24 protein-coding genes and 2 pseudogenes are annotated in these 26,409 nt (G+C 64.0%); 19 read left to right on the top strand and 7 right to left on the bottom strand.

Annotated features, from left to right (window positions below; translation table 11 throughout):
- Positions 1-5 precede the first annotated feature (5 nt).
- Positions 6-1,463 (top strand): nickel-dependent hydrogenase large subunit, encoded by a 1,458-nt coding sequence (locus DM992_RS26575; RefSeq protein ID WP_111019310.1) that lies wholly within the window; start codon positions 6-8, stop codon positions 1,461-1,463.
- A 51-nt stretch (positions 1,464-1,514) separates the two neighbouring features.
- Positions 1,515-2,930 (top strand): ATP-binding protein, encoded by a 1,416-nt coding sequence (locus DM992_RS26580; RefSeq protein ID WP_111019311.1) that lies wholly within the window; start codon positions 1,515-1,517, stop codon positions 2,928-2,930.
- On the opposite strand, the gene DM992_RS26585 is transcribed toward DM992_RS26580, so the two are convergent.
- Positions 2,893-3,261 (bottom strand): transposase, encoded by a 369-nt coding sequence (locus DM992_RS26585; RefSeq protein ID WP_343212431.1) that lies wholly within the window; start codon positions 3,259-3,261, stop codon positions 2,893-2,895. The genes DM992_RS26580 and DM992_RS26585 overlap by 38 nt on opposite strands.
- A gap of 259 nt (positions 3,262-3,520) precedes the next feature.
- Between DM992_RS26585 and DM992_RS26590 the strand changes: the two genes are divergently transcribed.
- The 8 genes from DM992_RS26590 to DM992_RS26625 all read left to right on the top strand — a co-directional run bounded on the left by DM992_RS26590 (position 3,521) and on the right by DM992_RS26625 (position 13,542).
- Positions 3,521-3,868: a DUF4148 domain-containing protein gene (locus DM992_RS26590; RefSeq protein WP_111019313.1), complete on the top strand. Its 348-nt coding sequence runs from the start codon at positions 3,521-3,523 to the stop codon at positions 3,866-3,868.
- A gap of 322 nt (positions 3,869-4,190) precedes the next feature.
- The gene (locus tag DM992_RS26595; protein ID WP_111019314.1) at positions 4,191-5,102 is read left to right on the top strand and encodes a LysR family transcriptional regulator; all 912 of its coding nucleotides are present in this window, start codon (positions 4,191-4,193) and stop codon (positions 5,100-5,102) included.
- Positions 5,103-5,523: 421 nt separating this feature from the next.
- Positions 5,524-7,272, top strand: coding sequence for a D-lactate dehydrogenase (gene dld / locus DM992_RS26600; RefSeq protein WP_111019315.1), 1,749 nt, complete (start codon positions 5,524-5,526; stop codon positions 7,270-7,272).
- A 211-nt stretch (positions 7,273-7,483) separates the two neighbouring features.
- Positions 7,484-8,227 (top strand): (Fe-S)-binding protein, encoded by a 744-nt coding sequence (locus DM992_RS26605; RefSeq protein WP_111019316.1) that lies wholly within the window; start codon positions 7,484-7,486, stop codon positions 8,225-8,227.
- Positions 8,224-9,597, top strand: a complete 1,374-nt coding sequence (locus DM992_RS26610) for a lactate utilization protein B (RefSeq protein WP_111019317.1) — start codon at positions 8,224-8,226, stop codon at positions 9,595-9,597. Before DM992_RS26605 ends, DM992_RS26610 begins: the two co-directional genes overlap by 4 nt.
- Positions 9,594-10,193, top strand: coding sequence for an LUD domain-containing protein (locus DM992_RS26615; RefSeq protein WP_111019318.1), 600 nt, complete (start codon positions 9,594-9,596; stop codon positions 10,191-10,193). The genes DM992_RS26610 and DM992_RS26615 overlap by 4 nt, the downstream gene beginning before the upstream one ends.
- A gap of 17 nt (positions 10,194-10,210) precedes the next feature.
- Positions 10,211-12,373, top strand: coding sequence for an FUSC family protein (locus DM992_RS26620; protein WP_111019319.1), 2,163 nt, complete (start codon positions 10,211-10,213; stop codon positions 12,371-12,373).
- The gene (locus tag DM992_RS26625; protein WP_111019320.1) at positions 12,370-13,542 is read left to right on the top strand and encodes a porin; all 1,173 of its coding nucleotides are present in this window, start codon (positions 12,370-12,372) and stop codon (positions 13,540-13,542) included. Before DM992_RS26620 ends, DM992_RS26625 begins: the two co-directional genes overlap by 4 nt.
- Before the next feature lie 261 nt (positions 13,543-13,803).
- On the opposite strand, the pseudogene DM992_RS26630 reads toward DM992_RS26625, so the two are convergent.
- Positions 13,804-14,205 (bottom strand): annotated as a pseudogene (locus tag DM992_RS26630) (porin); the annotation flags it as partial.
- 148 nt (positions 14,206-14,353) lie between these two features.
- On the opposite strand from DM992_RS26630, the pseudogene DM992_RS26635 reads away from it, so the two are divergent.
- Positions 14,354-14,497: pseudogene (locus tag DM992_RS26635) on the top strand (chromate resistance protein ChrB domain-containing protein); the annotation flags it as partial.
- Between the two features lie 4 nt (positions 14,498-14,501).
- Here DM992_RS26635 and DM992_RS26640 read toward each other — a convergent pair.
- Both DM992_RS26640 and DM992_RS26645 read right to left on the bottom strand, forming a co-directional pair.
- Positions 14,502-14,975: a DUF4426 domain-containing protein gene (locus DM992_RS26640; RefSeq protein ID WP_111019322.1), complete on the bottom strand. Its 474-nt coding sequence runs from the start codon at positions 14,973-14,975 to the stop codon at positions 14,502-14,504.
- Positions 14,976-15,196: 221 nt separating this feature from the next.
- Positions 15,197-15,685 carry a CreA family protein gene (locus DM992_RS26645; protein ID WP_111019323.1) on the bottom strand — a complete coding sequence of 163 codons (489 nt, stop codon included), beginning with the start codon at positions 15,683-15,685 and terminating at the stop codon, positions 15,197-15,199.
- Positions 15,686-15,935: 250 nt separating this feature from the next.
- Between DM992_RS26645 and DM992_RS26650 the strand changes: the two genes are divergently transcribed.
- The 6 genes from DM992_RS26650 (at position 15,936) to DM992_RS26675 (ending at position 20,346) form a co-directional block, all read left to right on the top strand.
- Complete coding sequence (locus DM992_RS26650; RefSeq protein ID WP_111020403.1) at positions 15,936-16,412, top strand: carboxypeptidase regulatory-like domain-containing protein; 477 nt, start codon at positions 15,936-15,938, stop codon at positions 16,410-16,412.
- Between the two features lie 283 nt (positions 16,413-16,695).
- Positions 16,696-17,058, top strand: coding sequence for a DUF1924 domain-containing protein (locus DM992_RS26655; RefSeq protein WP_239511445.1), 363 nt, complete (start codon positions 16,696-16,698; stop codon positions 17,056-17,058).
- 12 nt (positions 17,059-17,070) lie between these two features.
- A complete protein-coding gene (locus tag DM992_RS26660; RefSeq protein ID WP_111019324.1) occupies positions 17,071-17,568 on the top strand; it encodes a diheme cytochrome c in 498 nt (165 codons plus the stop codon).
- Positions 17,534-18,271 (top strand): cytochrome b/b6 domain-containing protein, encoded by a 738-nt coding sequence (locus DM992_RS26665; RefSeq protein ID WP_111019325.1) that lies wholly within the window; start codon positions 17,534-17,536, stop codon positions 18,269-18,271. Before DM992_RS26660 ends, DM992_RS26665 begins: the two co-directional genes overlap by 35 nt.
- A gap of 24 nt (positions 18,272-18,295) precedes the next feature.
- A complete protein-coding gene (locus DM992_RS26670; protein WP_111019326.1) occupies positions 18,296-18,961 on the top strand; it encodes a response regulator in 666 nt (221 codons plus the stop codon).
- Positions 18,962-18,966: 5 nt separating this feature from the next.
- On the top strand, positions 18,967-20,346 hold the full coding sequence (locus DM992_RS26675; RefSeq protein WP_111019327.1) for an ATP-binding protein: 1,380 nt from the start codon (positions 18,967-18,969) through the stop codon (positions 20,344-20,346).
- Between the two features lie 115 nt (positions 20,347-20,461).
- On the opposite strand, the gene DM992_RS26680 is transcribed toward DM992_RS26675, so the two are convergent.
- Positions 20,462-20,845, bottom strand: a complete 384-nt coding sequence (locus tag DM992_RS26680) for a hypothetical protein (RefSeq protein WP_111019328.1) — start codon at positions 20,843-20,845, stop codon at positions 20,462-20,464.
- 402 nt (positions 20,846-21,247) lie between these two features.
- On the opposite strand from DM992_RS26680, the gene DM992_RS26685 reads away from it, so the two are divergent.
- Positions 21,248-22,117 carry a cation diffusion facilitator family transporter gene (locus tag DM992_RS26685; RefSeq protein ID WP_343212475.1) on the top strand — a complete coding sequence of 290 codons (870 nt, stop codon included), beginning with the start codon at positions 21,248-21,250 and terminating at the stop codon, positions 22,115-22,117.
- Between the two features lie 111 nt (positions 22,118-22,228).
- Here the strand turns inward: DM992_RS26685 and DM992_RS26690 are convergent, their stop codons facing one another.
- The gene (locus tag DM992_RS26690; RefSeq protein ID WP_111019329.1) at positions 22,229-22,846 is read right to left on the bottom strand and encodes a hypothetical protein; all 618 of its coding nucleotides are present in this window, start codon (positions 22,844-22,846) and stop codon (positions 22,229-22,231) included.
- Positions 22,847-23,074: 228 nt separating this feature from the next.
- Between DM992_RS26690 and DM992_RS26695 the strand changes: the two genes are divergently transcribed.
- Positions 23,075-25,366 carry a heavy metal translocating P-type ATPase gene (locus tag DM992_RS26695; protein WP_111019330.1) on the top strand — a complete coding sequence of 764 codons (2,292 nt, stop codon included), beginning with the start codon at positions 23,075-23,077 and terminating at the stop codon, positions 25,364-25,366.
- An 11-nt stretch (positions 25,367-25,377) separates the two neighbouring features.
- Here the strand turns inward: DM992_RS26695 and DM992_RS26700 are convergent, their stop codons facing one another.
- The gene (locus DM992_RS26700) at positions 25,378-26,328 is read right to left on the bottom strand and encodes a universal stress protein (RefSeq protein WP_111019331.1); all 951 of its coding nucleotides are present in this window, start codon (positions 26,326-26,328) and stop codon (positions 25,378-25,380) included.
- Positions 26,329-26,409 lie beyond the last annotated feature (81 nt).

Consider the following 26,409-nt stretch of genomic DNA (forward strand, 5'->3'; position numbering starts at 1 on the left):
TTCTCATGTCCCGACTGGTGATCGGTCCGTTCAATCGCGTCGAAGGTGACCTTGAAGTGCGCCTCGACGTCGCCGACGGCCGAGTGAGCGATGCACACGTGAATGCCACCATGTTTCGCGGCTTCGAGCAGATCCTGCTCGATCGCGATCCGCTCGACGCGCTCGTCTACGTGCCGCGCATCTGCGGCATCTGCTCGGTTTCGCAGGGCATCGCGGCGGCACATGCGCTGGCCGACCTGGCAGGCGTGACGCCGACGCCGAACGGCCAGATCGCCATGAACCTGATGCTGGCCGCCGAGAACCTCGCCGATCACCTAAGTCATTTCTATCTGTTCTTCATGCCGGATTTCGTCCGGCCGTTCTATGCGGCGCGAGCGTGGCACGCGGAAGCGGTCTCGCGCTTCACGCCTTATCAAGGTGAGCGACACCGCGCCGCGCTTAGCGCACGGCAGCGCTGGCTGCAGCTGATGGGCACGCTGGGCGGCAAGTGGCCGCACACCGGATCGATCCAGCCCGGCGGAAGCGCGCGGGCGATCGAGAGCTCGGAGCGGATCCGCCTGCTGGGCTTCATTGGCGAATTCCGGCAGTTCCTGGAGGAGACCCTGTTCGACGCGCCCCTCGAGGAAATTGCGCAGCTCGACAGCGAAACCGCGCTGGCCGAATGGCGTGCGCGCACCGAAGGGCGGGGCGATTTCCGGTTCTTCCTGGCGCTCGCCGACGATCTCGGTCTGGACCGGCTCGGCCCGGGGCCCGGCCTGTACCTGTCATACGGCGCCTATCCGCAACCGGAGGGCAGTCAAGCTTTCCGTGCGGGGGTCTGGGACGCGCGTCGGATGCATCTCGATGCCGTCGATCTCGACGTGATCACGGAAGACGCGACCCATGCATGGCTTGACGATACCGGCGGCGCCCGGCATCCGTTTTCGGGGCTCACCGAGCCACGGGCGGAGAAAGCCGGGGCCTATACTTGGAACAAGGCGCCGCGCCTGAACGGCGCGGTGCTCGAAACCGGTGCGATTGCTCGGCAACTGGCGGACGGCCATCCCTTGATCGTGGATGCCGCCGCTCGTTGCGGCGGCACAGTCTATACGCGCGTCCTGGCGCGGTTGCTGGAGTTGGCCCGCGTCGTGCCGATGACGGAGCGGTGGGTGCGCGCGCTGGCGCCCGGCATGCCTTATTGCGCGACCTTCGTGTTACCGGACGAGGGCATGGGGGTTGGGCTCAACGAAGCAGCACGCGGCAGCCTCGGGCATTGGCTAGCGGTCAAGGACGGCAGGATCGCGAATTACCAGATTGTTGCGCCAACGTCGTGGAATTTCTCGCCGCGCGATGCCGGCGGTCTTCCGGGCGCGCTGGAGGCGGCGCTGATCGGCGCGCCGGTCGAGCCGGGCGAGACGACGCCCGTGGCCGTCCAGCATATCGTGCGGTCCTTCGACCCGTGCATGGTCTGCACCGTGCACTGATCCGGCCGCGAGTCGGCCCGAACCAGGATTCCGAATAGCGTACAAAGCGTCATGGCGAGCAATCAATCCAACCATCCCAAGCCGACGGCGAAGCGTCGGGCTGCGCCCGGCGCGGACGCGCTGAACCGTGCCACCGCGGGCCCGGATACCGGGCCGGATCTCGAAGGTCTCGACGACACCGCTTGGCTGGAAGTCATCCGCAAGATGGACGAGGTCTACTCGCAGCTCGTGCAGGACGAAATTGCGCTCGAGGAAAAGAACACGCAGCTCGAGCAATCGCAGCAGTTCATTCTCGGCCTGCTGTCGTCGATGTCGGACGTGCTGGCCGCATGCAACGCCCGCGGAGAGATCGAGGAAACGAATGCCGCGATGTGCGAACTGCTGGGGCAGCCGGACAGCGTCCTGCGCGGATCGCGTTTCGAGAGCTGGCTCGCCGACGACGCGAGCGCCGCCGCGCTTCGCGAGGTGACAGTCTCAGGCACGCCGGTGCAAGGCACGGTGGTCGAACTGAACATGCGGGACCGGCAGGGCGCGGCCGTTCCGGTTGATTTCAGTTGTACGTCGCGTGGCGGGCCGCGCGGCCGCAGGATCGGCTACCTGCTGGTCGGCCGCCCGACCGGCGAGCTCAAGCGCGCCTACCGCCAACTGCGCGAAGCGCATGACGCGCTCAAGCAGGCGCAACAGCAACTGCTCCACTCGGAGAAAATGGCGGCGCTCGGGCGTCTGGTCGCCGGCGTCGCGCACGAGCTGAACAACCCGATCAGCTTCGTGCTTGGCAACGTCCATGTGCTGAAGCGGTATGGCGAGCGCTTGACGCGCTTCATCGACGCGACGATGCAGCCGATCTCGCCGGTCGAGCGTTCACGGCTGCGCACGGAGCTGCGGATCGATCCGATTCTTGCCGACTTGCCATCGCTAGTCGACGGAATGGTTGAAGGCGCGCAACGTACCGCTGACATCGTTAGCGCGTTGCGGCGGTTCTCCGCGATCGATCGCGAAGAACTGGGCGCGGTCGACTTGAACGATGTCGTGACTCGCGCGATTCACTGGATCAGGAAAGGCGCGGGGCCTGATTTCGACGCCCACTGGTCGCCCGGAGAGCCGCAGTTGGTGCATGGCAGCGCCGGGCAATTGCTACAGGTGATGATGAACCTGATCCAGAACGCCTGCGACGCCGCGTCGGGCGCGCATCGCGGCACGCCCGAGATCTGGATCAATACGACGCGCAATGAAGGCAAGGTAATCGTCACGGTGCGCGACAACGGCTCAGGCATCACGGACGAACATCTGCCACGCGTATTTGAGCCGTTTTTCACGACCAAACCGCAAGGTCGCGGAACCGGGCTCGGGCTGTCGATCAGCTATGGCATCGTCGAACGTCACGGGGGAAACCTGACGGCCGGCAACGCGCAGCAGGGCGGCGCGATCTTCACCGTCGTGTTACCGGAGAGCCGTGACGGCGCATAACGGCCCGTCGGGGAGCATGCGCATCGTGACCCTGAACCCGGATCGAGCCGGGCGGTATGTCGGTCGCAGTCGGCACTTCGAACGCCGTCGACGGCTGAGACGGTTCATTGACGACAACCGGCAACATTGCGTCTGGAATCGCATCATCCGCTAGCAGGCCCTGCGTATAAAGGCGGCGCCACGCACACACCTGATTGGCATTGATGCCGTTCCCGCGAGCAACACGGGCGACCGACGCGCCGAACTCGAATGTCAGCGCGACGATGGTTCGCTTCCATTCCGTGGGATGTCGGCGAGTTTGCCGTTTCGGCGGGATCTCCACGGTCGGCACACTGGACCCCGTTTTGTGCAGAGCATCCTTAGCCGTGGTCTATTGTGAGCTTCGCAATTTCTGAGTCCAGGCCCAATCGGTGCGACTCCGCCGGCGTTCCGGAGGGCTGCTCCGTGGTCCATGATTCCATGAGCAAGCAGCAACAATCTCTTCCTCGCCGCCCTATAACTCTCGAGTGCTCGCCTGCCTAGACTTGAGTCATCGGTAACGAACAAGGTGTTCGAAGCCAGACAACCAGACAAAGTCGGAGGTAAGTATCATGAAGAACCTGATTCAAGCCGTTGTTGTTGCTGCCGCCCTTGCTGCTCCGGTCGCCGTTTTCGCTCAGAGCAGCGCGCCGCTCACTCGCGCGCAAGTCCGCGCCGAACTGATCGAACTGGAAAAGGCGGGCTACAACCCGGCAGTCGGCGAAGACCCGCACTATCCGGAAGACCTCCAGGCTGCCGAAGCCCGCGTGGAGCAACAACATGCGCTTGCCCGTACGCAAGGTGTCGACAACAGTGGTATCGGCAAGGACGCGCAAGGCGCCGTTGCGTCGGGCAAGCCCGCGAAGGTGGTGGCCCCGCGCGCCAATGACGAAATGAAGTCGCTGTATCGCGGTCACTAAGCGCCGTTTGAACGGCGCCGCCTGCGAGCGGGATGCCGTCCCCGACGGCCCCGCGTCAAACACGCGGCTCGCTATTTCGATCCTTGCGCGATCGTTGCAATAGCGAGCCGATTCCAGTTCGATAATTCGAGCGTCGTGCCCGGGCTGGCGGCCGGGCATGTTTCGTCGAGCCGTGTGCGTCACCCCCATCGTCGCGGCGAACGGCCTCGATGCGCTTCCTGATATGCCTCCGAGGAGGTGCGGTCCGTCCGGATGTAGGCGCCGCCGAGTCGGGTTAGAATCGCCCGCCCGATCCTCTACGCCTTCCCGAGACGAAAACCGTATGGAATTCCGTCAGTTGCGCTACTTTCTCGCGGTGGCCGAGTATCTTCATTTCACCGAGGCCGCCGAGTTTCTCGGCATCGCGCAACCCCCGCTCAGCCAGCAGATCCTCAAGCTCGAACGCGAAATCGGCACGCGCCTTTTCGTGCGCCATCCGCGCCGGGTCGAACTGACGGACGCAGGCCGGCTGTTCAGGGAGCGCGCGAGGCGTATCGTCGAAGAAGCAGAGCTGGCGCTCGCGGAAGCGCAAAACGCCGGTCGTGGCGAAAGCGGCCGGCTCGTGCTGGGGTTCGCCGGCTCGATCGTGTTCCATCCGCTCGTCGCGTCGCTGATGCAACGCTACCGGCGCGACTATCCGGGCGTGCTCATTCACTGCGAGGAGAGCAACAGCCCGGCGCTGGTCGACAAGGTGCTCGAGGCACGTGTCGATGCGGCGTTGGTGCGTTTGCCGCTGGATTGCCGGGACCTGGCGGTGCAGCCGCTCGTCGAAGAGCGGTTTCTGGCGGTGTTGCCGTCCGGCCACCGCCACGGCGGCGAGCCGGTGCTCGCGCTGCACGCGCTGTCCGACGATCCGCTCGTGCTGTTTCCGCGCGCGATCGGCCCGGCCCTGTATGACGCGATCGTCGGCGCATGCTGGACGGCCGGCTTCACGCCGGCCATCGGAATGGAGTCGCCGCAGATTCCGGCCGCGGTGAATCTGGTCGCGGCGGGGTTCGGTGTCACGCTGATTCCCGAGTCGGTGCGTCAGGCGCCGACAGGCGGCGTCACATACCACGCATTGCAGGGCGAACCGCTCCGCTCCCCGATCGCGCTCGTCCACCGGCCAAGAGAAAAGTCGCCGGTGATTCATCATCTCGTACGCGCCGTTCGCGCGCTCGCTCGCGAAACGGCCGACCGCACCGCCGCGCCGTGACGGACCTCGCCGACGGCTGTCGCTAGCAGCCGTGCGCCAGCCGGCGTAACGCCGCAGGCCGTGCGTGCGCCGTCTCCGGGCGGGCATGGCGTTTCCGTCTCGTCCCCGCCACCACCGTGCTTCCGATGCTTCGCGCGTGCGACGCTGTCCAACGGGTGTCTTCGCTCGTGCGGCGCGGCACGTGGACGTCTTCACGCACGCGCCGCGCACGCTCACGTGCCCCGCGGACCGCTGCGCCGTACAACGATCGATATGCATTTCGTCTTGAAGTCGCGTCCGCGCGATATTGGACTTCACCGGCTCGCACGCCTAGCCTTACGGGATTCGATCGGAGTGCGGTTCGGCGGTGCGCCGGCCGCCGCGGCTCCGTTCAGTCCATTACCCGCGCGCATCGCGATGCGCGGCCAACAGGAGAATTCACGTGTCAACCGTTTCAGGCGAATCGTCTTCGCCGCCGACACCGCGGAATGGGCGGCAGGAGGCGTTCATTCGTTCGCTGACGGAAATCGTCGGACACCAGGAGGTGCTGACGAAGGAGCCGGATACCCGACGGTACCGGACGGGCTTCCGGTTCGGCGATGGTCGGGTCCTGGCGGTGGTGCGGCCCGGTACGCTGCTCCAGCAATGGAAGGTGCTGCAGGCCTGTGTGGCCGCCAACGTGATCGTCATCTGCCAGGCGTCGAACACCGGGCTGACGGGCGGATCCACGCCTGACGGCAACGACTACGACCGCGATATCGTGATCGTCAGCACGGCCCGGATCCGGACGGTCCACGTCATCAAGGGCGGCACGCAGGTGATCTGTCTGCCGGGCGCGACGCTCGATCAGCTCGAGCAGACGCTGAAGCCGCTCGGGCGCGAGCCGCATTCGGTGATCGGCTCGTCGTGCATCGGCGCATCGGTGATCGGCGGTGTCTGCAACAATTCCGGCGGCGCGCTCGTGCAACGCGGGCCGGCTTATACGGAGATGGCCGTCTTCGCGTGGGTCGGCGCGGACGGGCGCCTGACGCTCGTGAACCACCTCGACGTCCGTCTCGGCGCCGTCCCGGAGGAAATCCTCGCACGCCTGGACAAGGGCGAGTTCGCGGAGAAGGACATCGTCGACAGCGGCGCGTCCGCGTCCGATCACCGCTACGCCGAGCACGTGCGGGACGTCGATGCGGACACCCCCGCCCGTTACAATGCCGATCCGCTGCGGCTGCACGAAGCGTCGGGCTCGGCGGGCAAGGTCATGGTGTTCGCGGTGCGCCTCGATACGTTTCCGATCGAGGCGGGTGCGAAGGTGTTCTATATCGGCACCAACGACATCGACGAACTGACCGACATCCGCCGCCACGTTCTCACGCAATTCAGCCGGCTGCCGATCTCGGGTGAGTACCTGCACCGCGATGCATTCGACATCGCGGAGAAGTACGGGAAAGACACGTTCCTGATGATTCATCACTTCGGCACGCAGCGCATGCCGATGTTGTTCGCCTTCAAGAGCAAATGCGACGCGTGGTTCGACCGGCTCGGCTTCCTGCCCCGGCATCTGAGCGATCGCGTGATGCAGGCGGTCAGCCGCCTGTTCCCGAAACACCTGCCCAAGCGCATTCGCGACTACGGGAAGCGATACGAACATCACCTGATGCTCAAGGTGTCGGCCGATACCGCCGACGAAGCGCAGACCTACCTGACCTCGTTCTTCGCCCGGCACACGGGCGCGTTCTTCGAATGCACGTCGGCGGAGGGCGCAAAGGCGTTCCTGCACCGGTTCGCGGCCGCGGGCGCGGCGATCCGTTACCGCAACGTACACACCCGTGAGGTCGAAGACATCGTCGCGCTCGACATCGCGCTTCGCCGCAACGACCGCGACTGGTTCGAAACGCTGCCGGACGAGATCGACGCGCCGATCGCGATCAAGCTGTATTACGGTCATTTCCTCTGCCACGTCTTCCATCAGGACTACATCGTCAGGAAGGGCAACAATTGCCTCGCGCTCGAACACGCGATGTGGAAACTGCTCGACGCGCGGCGCGCCGAGTATCCGGCCGAGCATAACGTCGGGCACCTGTACCACGCGAAGCCCGCGCTCAAGTCGTTCTACGAAGGGCTCGACCCGTGCAACTGCTTCAATCCGGGCATCGGCCAGACGTCGAAGTTCGCGAACTACCGCGAAGCACACGACTGATTCGACGCGGGGCGGCGCGCGCGTGTCGTTCGAACCGGCGCTTGCGGCCCGCGTCGGCCGGTCCTTCCTGCCGTCGATGGCCGGCCGCGCCCGCCGCTTCTTCTTGCGCCGAGCGTCGCCGGTCGAGCCGACGTAGCGGGCATCGCGTGGCGTCGTTCCAGGCGGCCACGCCGAACATTGAACCTGCAAACCCGTATCAGGAGTCGCTGCATTGAAAGTTGCCTTGTTCATCCCGTGCTTCATCGACGCGTTTTTTCCCGACGTCGGCATCGCGACGCTCGAACTGCTCGAGCGCCTCGGCTGCGACGTCGACTATCCGCTCGACCAGACCTGTTGTGGCCAGCCGATGGGAAACAGCGGCTGCGAAAAGCAGGCCGCGGCCACCGAGAACTTGTTCGTCAGCAACTTCGCCGGATATGACTACATCGTCGCGCCGAGCGGCAGCTGCGTGCATCACGTTCGCGATCACCTGACCGCGGCCGACCAGACGCCCGGCGCGATCGAGGTCCGGCGCAATACATACGAGCTGGTCGAGTTCATTCACGATGTGCTGCAGGTTCGCGAATTTCCGTGGGCGGAATTTCCGCACAAGGTGGGCCTGCACAACAGTTGCGGGACGCTGCGCGGCCTGAAAACCGCCAGCATGTCCGAAATCAACGGTCCGTTCTTCTCGAAACCCCTGACGCTCCTGAAGGGCGTGAAGGGCATCGAGTTCATCGAGCCGGATCGTCCGGACGAATGTTGCGGCTTCGGCGGCACGTTCTGCGTGTCGGAGGAGCCGGTATCCGCGCGCATGGGGGCGGACAAGGTACGCGATCACGCGCGCAACGGCGCCGAGTACATCGTGTCCGCCGACTCGTCTTGCCTGATGCATCAGCAGGGCTGCGCCGAGCGTCTCGGACTCGGCCTGAAGTTCATCCACATCGCGAGCATCCTGAATGGGGCACCCGAATGAAACGCATCGACCATGTCGGTTACTCGAAGAAGTTCATCGCGGACGAAAAACACGTCGAATTCCATGACAAGCGCCTGTGGGGCCTGCGCACTGCGCGCGATGCGGCGGTGCACGCGATTCCCGAGTGGGAGACGATGCGCGCGCTCGCGTCGGCGATCAAGGAGCATACGCTCACGCATCTGGCCGAGTATCTCGAGCAGTTCGAGCGCAATGCCGTCGCAAACGGCGTGATCGTGCATTGGGCGAAGGACGCCGAGGAGCACAACCGGATCGTCTACGGCATTCTGCACGGGCGCAACGTGCGCACGCTCGTGAAGAGCAAGTCGATGCTGACCGAGGAGTGCGACATGCGCCCGTACCTGGAGGCGCGGGGCATCGCGGTCGTCGAAACCGACCTCGGCGAGCGGATTCAGCAACTCGACGACGAGCTGCCGTCGCACATCGTCGTGCCGGCCGTGCACAAGCTCGCGACGGACGTGGCCCGGACCTTCGCGGACTCGTTCGGCACCGATCCGGCCGAAAGCAGCATCCCCCGGCTCGCCGAGGCGCAGCGACAGGCCACGCGCCCGCTCATCCTGGCGGCAGAAGCCGGCATGACCGGGTGCAACTTCGCGGTGGCGGAGACGGGCGGCATCACCGTCTGCACGAACGAGGGCAACGCCGACCTGAGTGCCAACGTGCCGCCGCTGCACATCGCGTCGATCGGCATCGAAAAGCTGATTCCTAAGCTCGAACACCTGGGCCTGTTCATCCGCATGCTGTCGCGCAATGCGCTCGGCACACCGATCACGCAGTACACGTCGCATTTTCGCGGCCCGCGCGACGGCGGCGAAATGCATTTCGTGCTGGTCGACAACGGCCGCTCCGAACGGCTCGCGATGGACGATTTCTGGTATTCGCTCAAGTGCATCCGGTGCGGCGCCTGCATGAATACATGCCCGGTCTACCGGCGCAGCAGCGGCCTGAGCTACGGTGGCGTCTACTCCGGGCCGATCGGCGCGATCATCAACCCGACCTACGACCTGAAGAAATACAGCTCGCTGCCGTTCGCGTCGACGATGAACGGCAGCTGCACCAACGTCTGTCCGGTCAAGATCAACATCCACGAGCAGATCTACAAGTGGCGGCAAATCGTTGCCGAGCGGCACGCGCTGCCATTCGTCAAGCAGGAAGCGATGAAGGTGGCCGGCCAGGTGCTTTCCAGACCGGCGCTCTATCGCGCTGCGATCAAGGGGGCCGCCGGCGCGATCGCGACGTTGCCGCGCGCGGTGCTCTACAACCCGCTCAACGCGTGGGGCAAGCAGCGTGAACTGCCGGAGCCGCCGACCGAAACCTTCCGTGACTGGTATCTGAAGAGGAACAAGAAATGAGCAGCCGCGACCTGATTCTTTCCCGCCTGCGGGGCGCCGGACGGTCGCCGCAACCGCTGCCGGCGGTGCCGTTGTTCGATCGGGATTTGCCGCCCGCCATCGACGCGTTCAAACGATCGCTCGACCGCGTGGGCGGCGTCTGGTGCGACGCGCCCGCGGACGGCGACATCGAAGCGCTGATCCGCGCGCGCTTTCCGGATGCACGGACCTTCTGTTCGGCGGTGCCCGAAGTGGCCGGCACGCGGCACATCGAAGCGGTCGAGCGTCCGCACGACCTGAACGATGTCGATGTCGGGATCGTGCGTCCGGCGTTCGCGGTCGCGGAGACCGGCTCGCTTTACCTGAGCGAGCGCGAGTATCGCGTGAACGCGCTCGGGTATCTGTCGCAACATCTGGTCGCGCTGCTCGATCCGGCGCGGATCGTCGGCAACCTGCATCACGCGTATCACCGCGGCGAGTTCTTCGATGCGCGCTACGCGTGCCTGATGAGCGGCCCGTCGGCGACGGCGGACATCGAAGGCGTGCTGATCCGTGGTGCCCAGGGCATCCGGTCGCTGACCGTGATCCCGGTCCCGCTCGCGGGTGCGGCGCGATAAGCGGTAGGGAGGGAAACATGGGCCTTGTCTCGACCGCCCGCGACCGAATACGGCGCTTTTTCAGTCTCGGACGGCGCCATCTGCCGATCGCGGAGGCGCTGCGGGGCGGCCTGATCTGCGTCGTGCCGGCCGTGGCCGCGGCGCAACTGCACATGCCGATGCTGTGCTGGTCGGCGATCGCCGCGTTCTGGACCTGTCTCGCCGACGAGTCCGGTCGCCCGGCTGCGGAGCGCTTGGCCAAAGGCCTGTGGTTCGGCATGCTGGGCGCCGCGGCGTCCGCGATCGCGATCGCGACCCATGCACTGCCGGTGCTGTCGATCGTCATCGTCGGGGCCGTCGCGTATCTCGGCGCGTCGGCGCGCAAGCGGGGCGCGGCGTCGGGCCTGCGCGGCATTCTGACCGCAACCGCCTGCGCCGTCGCCGCGTGCTTTCCGGTGCATGGCATCGCGTCCGCCGCGCAGTACGCGCTGTTCTACTTCGGCGGGTGCGTCTGGGCGGCGTTGGCGGGCATCGGCCTGTGGCAGACCGACGGCAGCGCACGGGCGCGTATGGCCACGATGGCTTTTCTGCACGCGATGGCGACCTTCGTCGAACGGCTCGCGCGTGCGGCGAACGGCGATCCTGCGTCGCTCGAGCGCGGCCGTGCGGCATTGCGCTCGCGGCTCGACGCGATGATCGCCGCGTCGGCGAACCGCCGCGACGGTCTTCCGCCTCTCTGCAGGAAGTGGGTCGCCGATGCGGAGCGGGCGATGGCGTTGCTCGCCGGCCTCGAGTCGCGCATCGCGGCCGCCAGCGTCGGCGAGCGGCGCGAGGCCGCCGCCGTGCTCGCGCCGGTTCTCGCGCAACTCGCGCGTCTCGTCGAAGGCTGCGCCAGCGCCAGCGCCGGTGACGCGGCGCAGGCGCTCGCGCGCGACCGCGCCGGACTACTGGACGCGCTCGCGCGTCGTGTCGCGCAATACCGGAACCTGCATGACGACGAGGGATCGACCTGGTTGCGCGCATGCGAAACGTTGATCGCGCGATTCGGGGCCGTGCTGCTGCAGCCGGTGAGCGACGAGATCGCGACTGACGACGCGGCGCGAAACGAGCCGCCAAAAGGGAAGCCCGCGAGCGGTGCGGGCCGGCTCGTCGCGCTGTGCAACGAGATGGCTGCGCCGAACGTGTTCCATCGCTACGCTTCGCGTCTTGGCGTTGCCGCGATGATCGCCGTCGCATTGGCGCGCATCTCCGGCGTGCAGCAGGGATACTGGCTCGCGTTGACCACGATGTTCATCCTGCAGCCGACGCTGTCGCAGACGGTGAAGTTGTCCGGACTTCGCATCGGCGGTACGTTGCTCGGCGCGGTGCTGGCGTCCATGTTGTCGCTGCTGGTCCATGATCCGTTGCTGCTGGCATTGGCGATCCTTCCGCTGGCCACCGGCACGCTCGCGGCCCGCAGCGTGAGCTACGTGTCGTACATCCTGTTCCTGACGTCGCACTTCATCCTGGTCGCGCACCTCGGGACGCCGGTCGGCCCGTCATGGATGCTGGCCGCGCTGCGGGTCGGAAACAGCCTCGTCGGCGTGCTGGTCGGCGTGATCGTCAGTCTGCTCGCATGGCCGGACCGCGAACATCACCGCATCGGCGAGGTCGCCGATCACGCGATGTCGGCCACCGCGACATACTTGCGCGCGGTCGGCGACGACGATCCGGCGCCCACCCGCGCCGGCCGGGGCTCGCTGACCGCGCTGCGGCGACGGGCGTGCGTCGCGATCGATATGCTCGATGCGACGATCGCGGCGACGCGTTTCGAATCGATTGCGGCGGACCCGCGCACGGCGAGTGCGAGCGTCGCGATGCAGCAGATGAAAGCGTTGGTGGGCGTGCTCGCGCCGGTCGAGTATCTCGACGATGCCCTCGACGCGATCGACCGCGCGGCGATTGCCGTGACGGCGCGCGAGGCCGGGCGACTGATCGCCGGCGAGCCGCCGGCCACAGCGCACGGGACGCGGCCGGCGGGGCCGAGCGGGCTCGACCGGGTGTCGGGGCACGCGCGCGAGATCCAGCGGGAAGTCGCGGAGCGCGCGTGGATCGTGCACGTATTGCGCGCGCGCATTGCGACCGGACAGGGTGCGCCCGAGCGCCGCCACGCGGAAATGGCGCCCGGCCGTCCGTCGCCCACGTCCAGGCAGAACGGATGAAACGACGGATTCGGGCGTCCGTGCGCTGCTGCATCGTCGTGCTGTGCGTCCCCGCCGCCGCGCGTGCGCAGGGCACCGTGGCCGTGTCCGGCCTGATCGACGGCGGGATCGCGTTCGTCGACAACCTCGGCAGTCGCCACGGCGACGCGCATGCGTTGCAGGCGAAATCGGGTGACGTGAACGTGAGTCGGTTGACTCTTTCCGGCAACGAGCCGATCGGCGCCGATCTCAACGCGGTGTTTCTGCTCGCGAGCGGCTTTTCGGTCACGAACGGTGCCATCGGCCAGCAAGGGCGTCTGTTCGGCTTCCAGTCTTACGCGGGGCTTGCATCCCGCAGATACGGCACGGTGACGGTCGGCCGCCAGTTCGATTCGACGCTGCAGCTCGTGCAGCCGTTCGCGCTGGGTGGAACGCCCTTCGGCGGAGTCGCGTTCGCGCATCCGTTCGACAACGACGACCTGGCGAACTACACCCGCAGCAACAACGCGGTGAAGTACACCAGCCCGCTACTCGACGGCTTCCGGTTCGGCGCGACCTACGGATTCTCGAACGAGGCGGGCGGCTTTGCCGACAACCGCGGCTACGCGCTGGCCGCCACCTACGAGCGTGGCGCGTTTGCCTTCGGCACGAGCTATCTGGCATTCGACCACGAAGGCAATCTCCCACCGGCCAATGCCGACGGCATGGAGCCGGCCGGTGCGCCGTTCAACGCGGCCCGGCAGCGCACCGTCAGCGCGGCGGCCGCCTACACGTGGGGCCGGTTGCGGATCTCGGCCATCGCGACGCGAACGCGGCTCGACGAGGCAACGTCGATCAACAACGTCGCCGATACGCCAATCGTGCTGTACGACGCGGGCATCACGTTCCGCAACGCGGAGGTCAACGCGCGCTATGCGCTGACGCGCCGGTGGACCGTGGCGGCGGCCTACACGTTTACCGTTGCGTCGTTCGACGGCCCGTCCGGACATGCGCGGCCGAACTGGCAGCAAGCCGGAATCATCGGGATCGATGCGCTGTCGCCGCGCACCGACGCGTATGCGGAAGCGCTGTTCCAGCACGCGAACGGACTTGACGGAACCGGCATTTCGGGTGCGCAGATTTCGAACTTCTCGCGCGCGTCCGGTGCGAATCAGCTGGTGCTGGCCGTCGGCATGCGACATCGGTTTTGAGTCGGGCGAGGGCTCGGTGTGAACGCGATCGAACGATGCGAAGCCGCTGCACGAACGGGGCGCTCGCTCGTTCTGCAGCAGGTCTTCGGCGGAGAACGGGGTGTGACGGATCGAGTCGATCTCGATAGAACCCGGCCCGTCGAATGCTACGGTCGGCATTCTGCCGAAGAGCGAGGTGCGATGCCCTGACGGCGCATCGCACCCGGACGCGGTGCTCTAAGCGACGTGGAAAAACGCTTCCAGCACTTGTGCGAGCTCGAATCAGAACAGGTGCTGGATGTCCGCGTAGACGCCCGTCTGGCTATGCCCGGGTGTCGGATTGTCGTTGTAGCCGCCGCCGGCGCCGGCGGCGTTCGACTCCAGACCGAAGTTCGCGTTCTTACTGTTGCGAACGGTAGCAATCTGCATGTCGAGGAGCGTGCGCTTCGAGATGTTGTATGTGCCGCCAATCGTGTAAATGTTGGCGTTGCCACCGCCATGATTGGCGTTGACGTGATAGACGGCGCCGGTCAAGGCTGCGGCCGCTGTAGCCTGCCACGTCGCGCCGCCCCAGACTCGCTGCGTCGAAGTGCTGCCGTTGTTGGCGGCCGGCGCGCCATTTGCGTGCGATGTCTGATAGGCCGCCTGCAGTTTGAACTGGCCGAGGAATACGTTCAGGCCTGCCGTAGCCGTAATCGCTTTGTGCGTCGTGACATCCGGTGTGAAAAAGATGCGCCAAGGGGCGCTGCGGGTGATGCCGTCACACTGGAACAAGTGCCCGCGCCGGTAAAATCGACGATCGAGCGAAAGCGACAAGGTCGAAGCGCCGAGTCAAATCGGCGCGATCCCCTACGGCGCACCCGACGTCGAGCTTGGACAACACGGTAAGCGTTGCAGCTTCGATGCGCTTCTCGACAAGCGCCAAATAGATGACCCGGCGCTACTCAAGCTCGTCGAGATCGTGCGTGGTGCCGATCTAATCAAAACTGTTGTTCGTAGTTGAGCAACACGTGCTCGGGATGCGTTTCTCCATTTTGGGTGATCGACAGTTCGATGTGGTAGGTCCCTTTCCAGCGCGCATCGAACACGTTCCCGTATGTGATCGCACCGCCCTCCCGCACTGGGTCTAGCTGCATCGTCACAGCCTTGGAATGCACCCGGCTGGCCTCGCTGCGAGGTCCTCTGACGACGGCTACGACGTGTGCATCTTCGATGCGCTTTCCTGTCGATTTGTCAAAGAGCGCGACCGTCAGCACGTATAGGTTCACGTTGCGTATTGCTTGCGGGCTGCTGCGGGTCGGCGCCGAGGTTTGGCTCGTCGGGACAACCCCGTAATGGATCGAAAGATCACGAGTCGTCACGCTGCGTGTGAGATCGTCCGCATAAGCAGCCGATATGTTGCCAACCAGCATAAGCAGCCAGACGAGCAGGATCGTGTTAATTCGCAGTCGCATCGGGATCTCCTCACTGAGGCCACCGCTCGCATGTCCATGAACGGAGTGGCCAATCGCTGAGTTTTATGCTGGCGCAGAATGAAGGTTTGAGCTTGATGCAGATCAAGCCCTGTCGGCTACGCACCGATTGGGTCGCAGTATCTACTGCATTTCCTCTTTGAATGAGCGCTGCTTTGGGGGAAGTGAGGCACATCACCGCAGTCGATCGATCGCGCTCCGAATCATTCGGCCGACGAGCTTTGCTTTTCAGAACGTACGGGAAGGCGAATGACGTCGACATGTCCCGGTAGATCGCCGGCCACGTCGCTCTCGGCGTATGAGAAATACAACACGACGAGACGCTTCATATCGAGAATACGAATTACGTGTATCGATCGAAATACAGGGTCTACCGATTCGTCGAACACTTGTGCCTGTTGCGGCACATGCGCCGTAGTCGCGAGTGTTCCGACTTGATGGCAGGACACTGACGATTCGCCGTTGCTATGTCTGTCACGGAACTCGGGGCGTTGACCGCTTTTATGCGGTTCCGAAACGAAGCACGTCACCCCCTTGAGCAGCGGATCGTCGTACGCGGAAATTCCGATATGGATCCCGTAGCGCTGAGAGTGAGTCGGTATGCGCGCCAATTCTTCAGCAGTGGCAGTTGGCGAGGCGAGCATCGCAAAAACCGTGGAAGCAATCCCCAGGGCTGTTCGTAGCGTGATCATCGCGGGAGTCCTCAATTAATCATCAAGCTCGTTTCGCCCGCTGTTTGTGGCGTCGAGGCCGCTTTGATAACCAGCTTAGGTTTCTGCGTGCGTCGATCGCTTGATTTGAGTCAAGGTCGAACTGGTGGGCGGCAGGATGCTTATGGCGAGAGCAGCGAGATTCGTACGCGTAATCTCCGCGGCCGTCCCGCATCGTTCGTATCCGGGCAATAGCGGATGCAAAAGATGCTATGTGCAATCGGAGATGATCATGTGGACCAGAATTGCCGGCGCGCTATGCACATCGATATGCCTTCTTGCCATGGCAACGAGTACCTTTGCCGATTCGGTGCTGACGCCGGTCGAGCACGACGGGGTGACGTATGTGACGGGCGGTGTCGGTGCCGAAGAGGTAAGTGCGTTTCGCGAAGTGGCCTCCCGTTATAACTTGCGGATGACCTTTGCATCGAAGACAGGCGAGTACCTGTCCGACGTGGATGTCGAGATCTCGGAAGGTGTACGGCATGTCCTCACGGTTCGGACGACGGGGCCGTTCCTGTACGTGCGTCTGCCAGCGGGTCGCTACACGGTATCGGCACGCGATCGTCATCTTAACGAGACGAAGCAGGTCCGTATCGATTCTCGTCGAGCCGTTGATGTCAAATTCTACTGGGAAGATCCTGATCGGCACGATGTCATGCGTCTTTGCACTGGGTGCGCAAAGGCGGGCCGGCATATTGCGCGATGACGCCAGTCGGATCTGTTCTGACTGTCTTGGCTGGCAATAGCGCTTGGGGAACCCGATATATCGGCTGGGTCGAGCCGTCGATACGGCAATCTCCGGTCGGGTTCCTCCGAGTGTTCGAATCGATCGAGCAGGTTGCAGTACGACATTGCGCCGACCACCGGACGCCTGGACGTTAAGAATCCGGTAAGGAATCCGCCCGAACATGAACGCATCGCTCAGGAGAATCACGATGCGGATATCCCATTCATTTCGCGCGCTTTGCGACCCTTGCCTTTGGGTTGCGATGCTGTTTGGCGCCATTGCCAGCGCACATGCCGATACGCCAGCCCAGTTGCTGAGCGGCTATACAGCGCAAGCAGGCGCGGGCGCAATGCCGTCGCGAGGTCAACAGTTCTTCACGTCTCGACACGGGCGCGACTGGAGTTGCGCGACCTGTCATGGCAGCACGCCGACCGGCCCCGGCCGGCACGTCGTCACTGGCAAGGCCATCGAGCCGCTCGCTCCCGCGTTCAATCCGGCCCGGTTCACGGACGGGGCCAGGACTGAAAAATGGTTCCGCAGAAACTGCAAGGACGTCGTTGGACGCGAATGCTCTGCGGCCGAAAAGGCTGACGTCCTCAGTTGGCTCATGAGCCTGAAACCCTGATGGTGAACGGTCATGAATAGCGTTGATTCGACGATCTCCGTGCGCAAATTCGTTTGCCTAAGCCTTGTCATGATGTTGCTGCTGCCGCGTGCGGCGCTGGCGGAAGAGGAGATGCGGGGTGCCGCGATTCCGTTGCTGCCCAAGTACAAGCAGGAGTGCGCGACCTGCCATATCGCGTATCCGTCGGGGGCGCTGCCTGCCGAGTCATGGCGCCGCATCCTGAACGGTCTTGATCGCCACTTCGGCACCGATGCGACGCTGGATGCGGCAACGGTCGGGCAACTGGAGACCTGGCTGACGGCACACGCGGCGACGGGCTCCGCGGCCCGCCGCCCGCCGGAAGACAGGATTACCCGATCGTCGTGGTTCATCGCCACCCACGATGAAGTCCCGGCGTCGTTGTGGCACAGCCCCGCAGTCAAACGGCCGTCGAACTGTGCCGCGTGTCATGCACAAGCAGACAAAGGAAATTTCGATGAACGATTCATCCGCATCCCCGGTACAAGGTGAACCGCAGAAGTCGCGTCCCGCACGGATACTGGTTTGGGACGCACCGCTGCGCGTGTTCCACTGGTTTTTGGTGGTTGCCTTTGGCGGCGCATGGCTTACCGCCGAGAGCGAGCAATGGCGGCTGATGCACGTCGCGTTCGGGTACACGATGCTGGGGCTCGTTGCGTTTCGCGTCGCGTGGGGCCTTGCCGGAACGCGTCATGCGCGGTTCTCTTCGTTCGTGCGTCCGCCGGCGACCGCTTTTCGCTACTTGCTGAGCCTTGCCAAAGGCAGGCCTGAACATTACGTCGGCCATAATCCGGCCGGCGCGGTTGCGATTGTCGCCATGCTGGCGATGACGGTTGTCACCGGCGCGACCGGCTGGGCGGCCTATACGGGCAATGGCGAATCGTTCGGTGATTTTCATGAGGGTGCGGCGAACATCATGCTCGCGCTCGTTGCGGTACATGTCGCCGCCGTTCTCGTCAGCAGCGTCGTGCATCGAGAGAATCTGGCCGGCGCGATGGTGACCGGCTACAAGCGCGGTGCGCCAGTTGACGGCATCCGGCGTGCTTGGTGGGGAATTGCGGCCATCATGACAGCAGCGGTGATCGGCTGGTGGTGGACACAATGGCGTGCGGCACCGCAGCCCGTACCAGCGGACCGGCCCGTCGCGACGGACACCAACCGTCCCGCGAACGGGGCGGGCCGGGACGACGATTGACGGCCGCAGGCGGAGTACTTCATCGTGCGTATCCTGCTCGTGGAAGACGACGTCCTGCTCGGTGATGGAATCCGCGCCGGATTGCGCCAGCAAGGGTTCCAGGTCGACTGGGTGCGCGATGGCGACGCGGCCCAGCGCGAGTTGCGCGCGCATGTGCATGCCGCGGCGGTCCTTGATCTCGGTTTGCCGCTCGTGGATGGCATGGATGTCTTGCAACGCATTCGTCGCGACGGTATTGCGTTGCCGATCCTGATTCTTACCGCGCGCGATGCCGTGCCCGACCGCATCAAGGCGCTCGATGTGGGGGCCGACGACTACGTGATCAAGCCCGTAGACTTATACGAGCTCGGCGCGCGCCTGAGAGCGCTGGTTCGGCGCTCCCATGGCAGACCGACGGAGCGGCTCCAGGCGCAGGACGTCGAGCTGGAGCCCGCGTCGCGAACTGCGCGCCGCGCCGGCGTCGCTGTTGCGCTGTCGACGCGCGAGTTCGACCTGCTGCACATCCTGATGCTGAATGCCGGTCGGGTTCTGTCGCGCGAGCAGATCGAGCAGTATCTGTACAGCTGGGGGCAGGAGGTGGAGAGCAACGCCGTCGAGGTGCACATACATCGTTTGCGTACCAAGCTTGGCAGCGAGCTGATCCGGACCGTGCGTGGCGTGGGTTACGTGCTGATGCGGGACGGCGCATGAAAGCCATGCTGCCCGCTCGCTCGTTGCATGGCCGGCTGCTGACGCTCGTGCCGGCCGTGGTCCTCGGCGTCTGGCTGTCGACGCTGATGCTGACCTGGCTTGATGCTCAGCGCGAGATTGACCAGTTGCTCGACGGCCACCTTGCGCAGGCGGCGGCACTGCTCGTCGCTCAACAGGCGCGAGGGCCGGATGACGACGACAATGCGATTGACGCGCCGATCCTTCATCCGTACGGGCCCCGCGTGGCATTTCAGGTGTTCCATGACGGGCGGCTCGGCCTGCACTCCGAGAATGCGCCGTCGGTGCCGATGGTGGCTTCCGAGCTGATCGGGCGCGATCGCGCCTCCGGATTCTGGACCGTCGTGATTGACGGGGCTGCGTGGCGGGTATTTGTCGTGCGCGGATTGCGCGACGATGTTCAGGTGTTCGTGGGCGAACGAATCGATTCACGCAAATCGATCCTGGGCGCCGTCATGCGAAGCGCCTTGTGGCCGATGGCGGCTGCCTTGCCGTTGCTGGTGCTGGCCATCGGCTGGGCGGTACGCCGCGGCACGGCGCCGCTGCGTGATTTTGGCCGGGCGCTGGCGAAACGGAATCCGCAGGCGCTTGACACGATTCAACTGGATCGGACGCCGCTAGAGATGCGGCCGATGCTGGACGCGCTGAACCGCCTGTTCGAACGGATTCGTACCGTGCTGGACGCGGAACGCCGTTTTACTGCCGATGCGGCTCACGAGTTGCGCACGCCGATTGCGGCCGTGAAGGCACAGGCGCAGGTTGCAATGGCAGAGCGCAATGACGAGCGGCGCCAGCATGCGCTGCGGGGCGTTCTCGAAGGGTGCGATCGAGCGGCACGTCTGGTGGATCAGCTCTTGTTGCTCTCGCGTCTCGATGCGGGCGCACTGGCGGATCGAGCGCCGGTCGATGTTTCGGCCCTGGCGAAGCGGGTGGTCGCGGAGGCGGCGCCACTGTCGATCGGGAAACAGCAGAGACTGGAACTCGATGCGCCGTCGCCGTGTATCGTCGGCGGCAACGAAGCATTGCTCGCGTCGATGGCACGCAATCTGGTCGACAACGCGATTCGCTATAGCCCGCCGCGGGCGCATATTGTCGTTTCGGTAAACCGAGAACAGCGGCGTACCACGCTACGGGTCGAGGACAGCGGCCCGGGCATTGGCGACGTCGACCTGCGCAGACTGGGTGAACGGTTCTTTCGGCCGGCGGGAACCCGGCCGAGCGGGAGCGGCCTTGGATGGTCGATCGTGCGGAGAATCGCATCGGCGCATGACGCGGACATCCAGATCGATCGATCGACCACGCTTGGCGGACTACGTGTGATCGTTTCATGGCCGGATGCTGACGAAATCGATACGGCACCAAGTTAGCCGATCGTGTACGTTCAGTCAGGCAGGACGAGTTCTACGTGTTGCGAGAGCGCGTGGGAACGGCCGGAGCCGCAGTACCGGCGCGTTCGGCAGCGGACGCGCCGAACCCATGTGATCATTGGCTGGCCGCGCCGTTTCCGGGACCGCCAGGTTGGCCGTGCATGTAGCCCATGCCCATGCCTTGCCCCCGATGCATGCCCTTCATGTGGGGGGGAACGTCCGGGAGCTTAATGCCGCGTGCTTTTGCCCGCTTCTGCATTTCGGCGTGGTGTTCGTCACGTATTTTTTCGCGCTCCTCGTCCGACGCCGCGGCGTGCATACGAGTACGGTATTCATTCCGCTCGGCCGGCGTCATCAGCTGGCTGCCGTAAATCATGCCTCCTGCCTCACTGGCCATACTGCGGGCGGGCTGACGTGGCTGGGCATCGGCAAAACCGAACGTCATCGCGATTGCAACGCCGAGCAGGCAAGAAACGGTGAACGTATTCGTTCTGGACATGGAAGCCTCCAAACCATTTTCGTGTATTCAACCGTATAGGGAAGGGCGGCAGATCCCTTGTTTCAGATCAAGTACCGGCGAGTGACCGTCAATACTATCGAACGCATACCGGGGATCACGTTGCGGTCAAATGTGCGCCGACCCGTCGATGATGAATGCCGCACGTGCGCGAATGGCGCTCGACGAACTTGCGCTCTGAACGTCTGCATTGGAACCGCGTGCGTCCTTGCCCCGTGTTTTCGACTTGCTGACATGCCATGACCGGTAAGCACGTGCCGACCCGGTTCGCTCAACCCTTGGGATGTGACACGGATCGTGACGTCAAAGAACAGCGATGATTTCCCGGAGACCGTTGCGGAAGCGACGCCAGCGGCGGCCGTGGCAGCCACTCGAAGCACCTGGGTGAGCGTCGCGGTGAATCTCGTGCTAAGCATCGGACAGGTGGTGATAGGCGTCCTGTCTCGATCGCAAGGTCTCGTCGCAGACGGTATTCATTCATTGTCAGATTTGCTCGCGGATTTCGTCGTCCTGGTGGCCAGTCACCATAGCAGGAGGCCCGTTGACGCAAAGCATCCGTACGGACATCAGCGCTTCGAGACCGGCGCATCGCTTGCACTTGCATTGATCCTGCTACTGGTCGGTGGCGGGATGCTCTGGTCCGCGATACAGAAACTGGAACATCCGGAAGCAATCCGGCGCGTCCACGCGGTTGCTCTATGGGTCGCGGTTATTGCGCTTATCGCGAAGGAAAGCTTGTTCCGTTACATGCTTGCGGTTGCGACGCGGGTGAAATCGAGCATGTTGGTCGCCAACGCATGGCATGCGCGCTCGGATGCCGCGTCCTCTCTTGTGGTCGCGTTCGGCATCGTCGGTAATTTGCTCGGTTACCCGCTTCTTGATCCCATTGCCGCGCTGATCGTCGGCGGGATGATTGCGAGAATGGGCGGTACTTTCGGTTGGGACGCATTGCACGACTTGATGGATCGATCCGCCGACGCCAAAGATGTGCAGGCGATCCTCGCGACGCTGCGTACGACACCGGGCGTGCTTGACGCGCACGATCTGCGCACGCGAAAGACGGGCGATCTGATCCTCGTCGACGTGCATCTCGACATCGATGCCGACCTCACCGTTGCTCAAGGGCATGCTATCGCAGTCGACGCGCGTGCTCGCGTGATGAGGCATCATCGTGTTCTGAACGTGATGACGCACGTCGATCCCCGCAAGCGGGAAAGCGTCACCGAAATCGCGTCGGAGATTCGACGTGCGTAGACAAGAAGGGCCCGCCGATACGCTCGTCCAAAATGCTGCCTCGGCGGGTGGGTCGGTGCAGGGCGGTGGCGCGTTTGCCTGCCATACTCTCCCGGGGCACGCCCGTTCATGTCATCCCGAGTTGCCCGGATGATGACCGCGTCGAAACGTCAATCGACGTTCGTTGACGAGTGCACGCCAATTGAGCTTCATCAACGCGAAGACGAAGCCGAGCAATACCAGTTGCGTGACGACGAAGTATCCGCCGAGGTAAGTGCCTTCGAGCTGCGATTCCACATCCAGCCGGGTCGACGCAAAGCGGCCGAGGAGCGCCCAGATCGCATAGGTCATTGCGCGGCCGATGAAGAACGCCGCGGCGATGATTTTGAGCGGCAACCCTGATAGTCCATACGCGATGAAGAGATAGTTCGATGGAAGCGGGCTCAATGCATAGAAAAAGAATGCGCTGGCGGTGAGCGTCTTGTGCTTCCGCAGCCAGTGTGTCGCGATGCCGATATTCTCGCGATCGGAATCCCGTATCCAGCGGGACCGGACGAGCGACCTCGCGAAGGTAGCCAGAATGACACGGCCCGTTGTCGCTGCGCCAGCCGCGACGACAGCAAAGATCAATGGATTTCCGGCAGGCAGATTGAACCCGACCCACGACATCGCCATCCAGGTCGGAGGGGCGAACGCCGGTATGAGATTCAGCAGAAGAATCACGAGGAACAGCACGGCCAGCGTTAGCACGATATCGACTCCAGGCCATCCGGCATCACGATTCCATTTTGCTGACGAAAGGAGTCGACGGCTTGACTCACGTCAAGCAAGGCGGCGTGCCCGCATTTCGCCGGAGGCACGTCGTCCTGACCCAGGTCAAGCATTGAACGGAAGCGTTTCTTAGACTGATGCAACGCGATCCGCGACCGGATTCGGGCTTGCCGGACACGTCCATGTACGGGGATCTGAAATATCGTCATGTCTCGAATTCCCTGGTCAATCGATTTCATGTTGCTGGTCTTTGCCGCCGTTACGCTCGCAGGTGGAGGCATGTGCGTTGCGTTCGGCCTGCCTTCACTTGCGCGAGTCGTCTGGCTGCTCGGCACGTTGCCGGTCTTGCTCGCGTTGACCGTATCCATTGCAAAGGCCGTCGTGAGGCGGCAGGCCGGCATCGATGTTCTCGCGTGGCTGGCGATCGGGCTGGCGATGGCGCTCGACGAGACGCTCACCGCCGCCGTCATTGCATTGATGCTGGCCAGCGGACGTACCCTCGAACGGTATGCGCAAGATCGCGCGCAACGCGAGATGACCGCGCTGCTCAGCCGTGCGCCCCGGCAGGCAATCCGATTCGAGAATGGTGAATGGCATTCTGTCGCGCTGGAAACTATCCGCCCCGGCGACCGGCTGCTCGTGCGAAGCGGTGAATTCGTGCCGGTCGACGGCACGCTGACCGACGACGCGGAACTGGACGAATCCATGCTGACGGGCGAGTCGTCGATCCAGCGGCGAAGCTCCGGGGAGCTCGCGTGCAGCGGCGTGGTAAACGCCGGCGCCCCGTTTGAAATGGTCGCCCGCGCGACGGTCGGCGACAGCACATTTGCCGGCATCGTCCGGATGGTCGAGAGTGCGCAACGGGAGCGCAGTCCGGCCGTCCGTCTTGCGGATCGCTATGCGGCATTCTTCGTGCTGGTTTCGCTGCTGATCGCGGGTATCTCCTGGCTGGTGACGGGCGACGTTGCACGCGCGCTTGCCGTGCTCGTCGTAGCCACTCCATGTCCGTTGATCCTCGCAGTGCCGGTAGCAATCGTTTCCGGCATGTCGCGCTGTTCGAAGCGAGGCGTTCTGGTCAAAGGCGGAGGCGCGCTGGAACGTCTAGCGCAAGCGACGATTCTCTTCTTCGACAAGACAGGGACGCTGACGGGTGGCCGGGCGCGCATCGTTTCGATCGAGTGCGGCCCGGATGTCGGAACGCACGATGTGCTGCGTTTCGCGGCATCCTTGGCGCAAGCTTCGGGGCACGTCATCTCGGATGCGTTGACGGTCGCGGCGCGGGAACGCCACGTCAACCTTTCTCCGCCGTCGGCCGTCGAGGAAACGGCCGGCGAAGGCGTGACGGGCCAGGTCGACAACCGGACCGTCGCAATCGGCAAGTTCGGGTACGTATCCGCCCGTTCGACCGTTGTGCCCTGGAGCGACGCCTTCCTTCGGCGGGTCGGCAGCCAGGGCGGGGCTGCTGTATTCGTTGGGGTGGATGGCGTCATGATCGGCGCAATTCAAATGGCCGACCAGGTGCGGCTGGAAACGCCGAGGGCATTGCGGCTGCTGAAACGCGAGGGCGTCAAGCGTCTCATCATGCTGACCGGTGACCGGCGGGACATTGCGGAAACCGTTGGCGAACTATTGGGCGTAACTGATGTGCGCGCCGAGCAAACGCCAACGGACAAGCTTGCCGCCATTCGGGCAGCTCGCAAGGAGGGCGTAGTGATCATGGTGGGCGACGGCGTGAATGACGCGCCAGCGCTGGCGGCGGCCGATGTCGGTATTGCGATGGGTGCGCGCGGGGCGGCGGCGTCGTCGGAAGCGGCCGACGTGGTACTGCTGGTGGATCGGCTGGATCGACTCGTGGACGCGATGCGTATCGCCCGGCAGTCGCGCCGGATTGCACTGCAGAGCGTGGTGATTGGCATGTCGTTGTCTGTTGCCGCCATGACGATTGCTGCGTTGGGATTCCTGCAGCCGATCGCCGGTGCGGTGATTCAGGAAGTCATCGACGTGGTCGTCATCATCAATGCGTTACGGGCGTCACTTGTGCGCCCGAGGTCGACGGAGGCTCGCGTCGCCGACATCGACGTCGAAAAACTCAAGAGCGAGCATTTGGCATTGGCGCCAGTGATGGACCAGATCCGGGATCTGGCAGATCGCATACCTAAGCTATCCGGCGCACTCATGGCCAGCGAACTCGCTGATGTAATCGACTCGCTGGACGAACGGCTTCTGCCTCACGAACAATCGGACGACCTCGACGTCTACCCGCGTCTCGCGCCGCTCCTCGGTGGCGAGGACCCGCTCGCGGCGATGAGCAGCGCGCACAGGGAAATTTTCAAGATGGTTCGGTCGCTCAGGCAGATGGTCACGGACATGCCGGATGACGGACCGGACGTCACGCAGATGCAGGCGATACAACGCTTGCTGTACGGATTGGAAGCAATCGTACGCCTGCATTGTGCTCAAGAGGAGGAACTGTTCCACGCAGTCGGAACGGATGCGTGACAAAAAACGCGTCACTCGCGACGCGCATTCACGAGAAGGACAGGCGTCTTCGTGATCCGTGCGACGCGGCCTGCAACGCTACCGACAACCCAGCCCGCGATGCCTCGCCGCCCATGGGTGCCCATGACGATCATGTCCGCATTCCATTCGATAGCTTCGTGCACGATTACCTGAGAAACGTCTGAGCCGGTTCGATCCGTTTGAAGCAGTCGCGACTGCGAGTGCGCGGCTACGCCATCGAGCACGGTCGTGGCTTCTTGCAGCGCCTGATTCCCTTCGTTGATCAATGCGCCCTCTATTGCTTCGACAGGTACGAAGTCACCCAGCGATACGGCGCGATCCTGTACGTAGATCGCGCGTAACTCGGTATCGGGTCTCGAGAACTGCAATCCGACTCGCAATGCGTGGAGCGCCAGCGGACTTCCGTCAACGGCAAACAGGATCCGCTGCGGCAGATGCCCGGCAGCCGAGACGAAACTTTCCGGAACGATAAGCAGCGGGCAACGAACAAGCCTGGCAAGCGGGCCCGAAACCGTTCCTTCAATCCATCTGCGCAAACCATGGTGCTGATGTGCACCGACAATCAGAAGCTCGGCCTGGAGAACTTCCGTACTCTCGACCAGTGCACGCACGATATCGCCGCCATGCTTGGACAGGTCGATTACTTCCGTGTCGATGTCGATATCGTCGCGCTGCATTGCGTTTTTGGCGCGTGACACGGAGTCGGATGCGTCTTTAAGCAACTCGTTGCGCGCGGCCTCGAGAAATGCAGTGGCCTGTGATCCGAGCGGAACGAGCGTTCGCGGATTTTCCGCAATACTTACGATGTGTACCGACGCATTCGGTGGAACGATGTGCTGCGCATAGGCGACTGCCCGGTCGGATGCAACGGAGCCGTCGATTGCGATCAGTACCCGTTGGAGAGAAGCCCCTGCCTGGAAGGTTGACGTGCTGGTGCTCATGAGCGTCTCCCGGTGGCAAACCAAGGTATTGCACGGGGTAATTTTTTGCGCGCGCGGCTCGTGGCAGCTTGATCGCCATCA

It is taken from the genome of Burkholderia sp. JP2-270 (genome assembly GCF_003233675.1).
Classification (GTDB): domain Bacteria; phylum Pseudomonadota; class Gammaproteobacteria; order Burkholderiales; family Burkholderiaceae; genus Burkholderia; species Burkholderia pyrrocinia_C.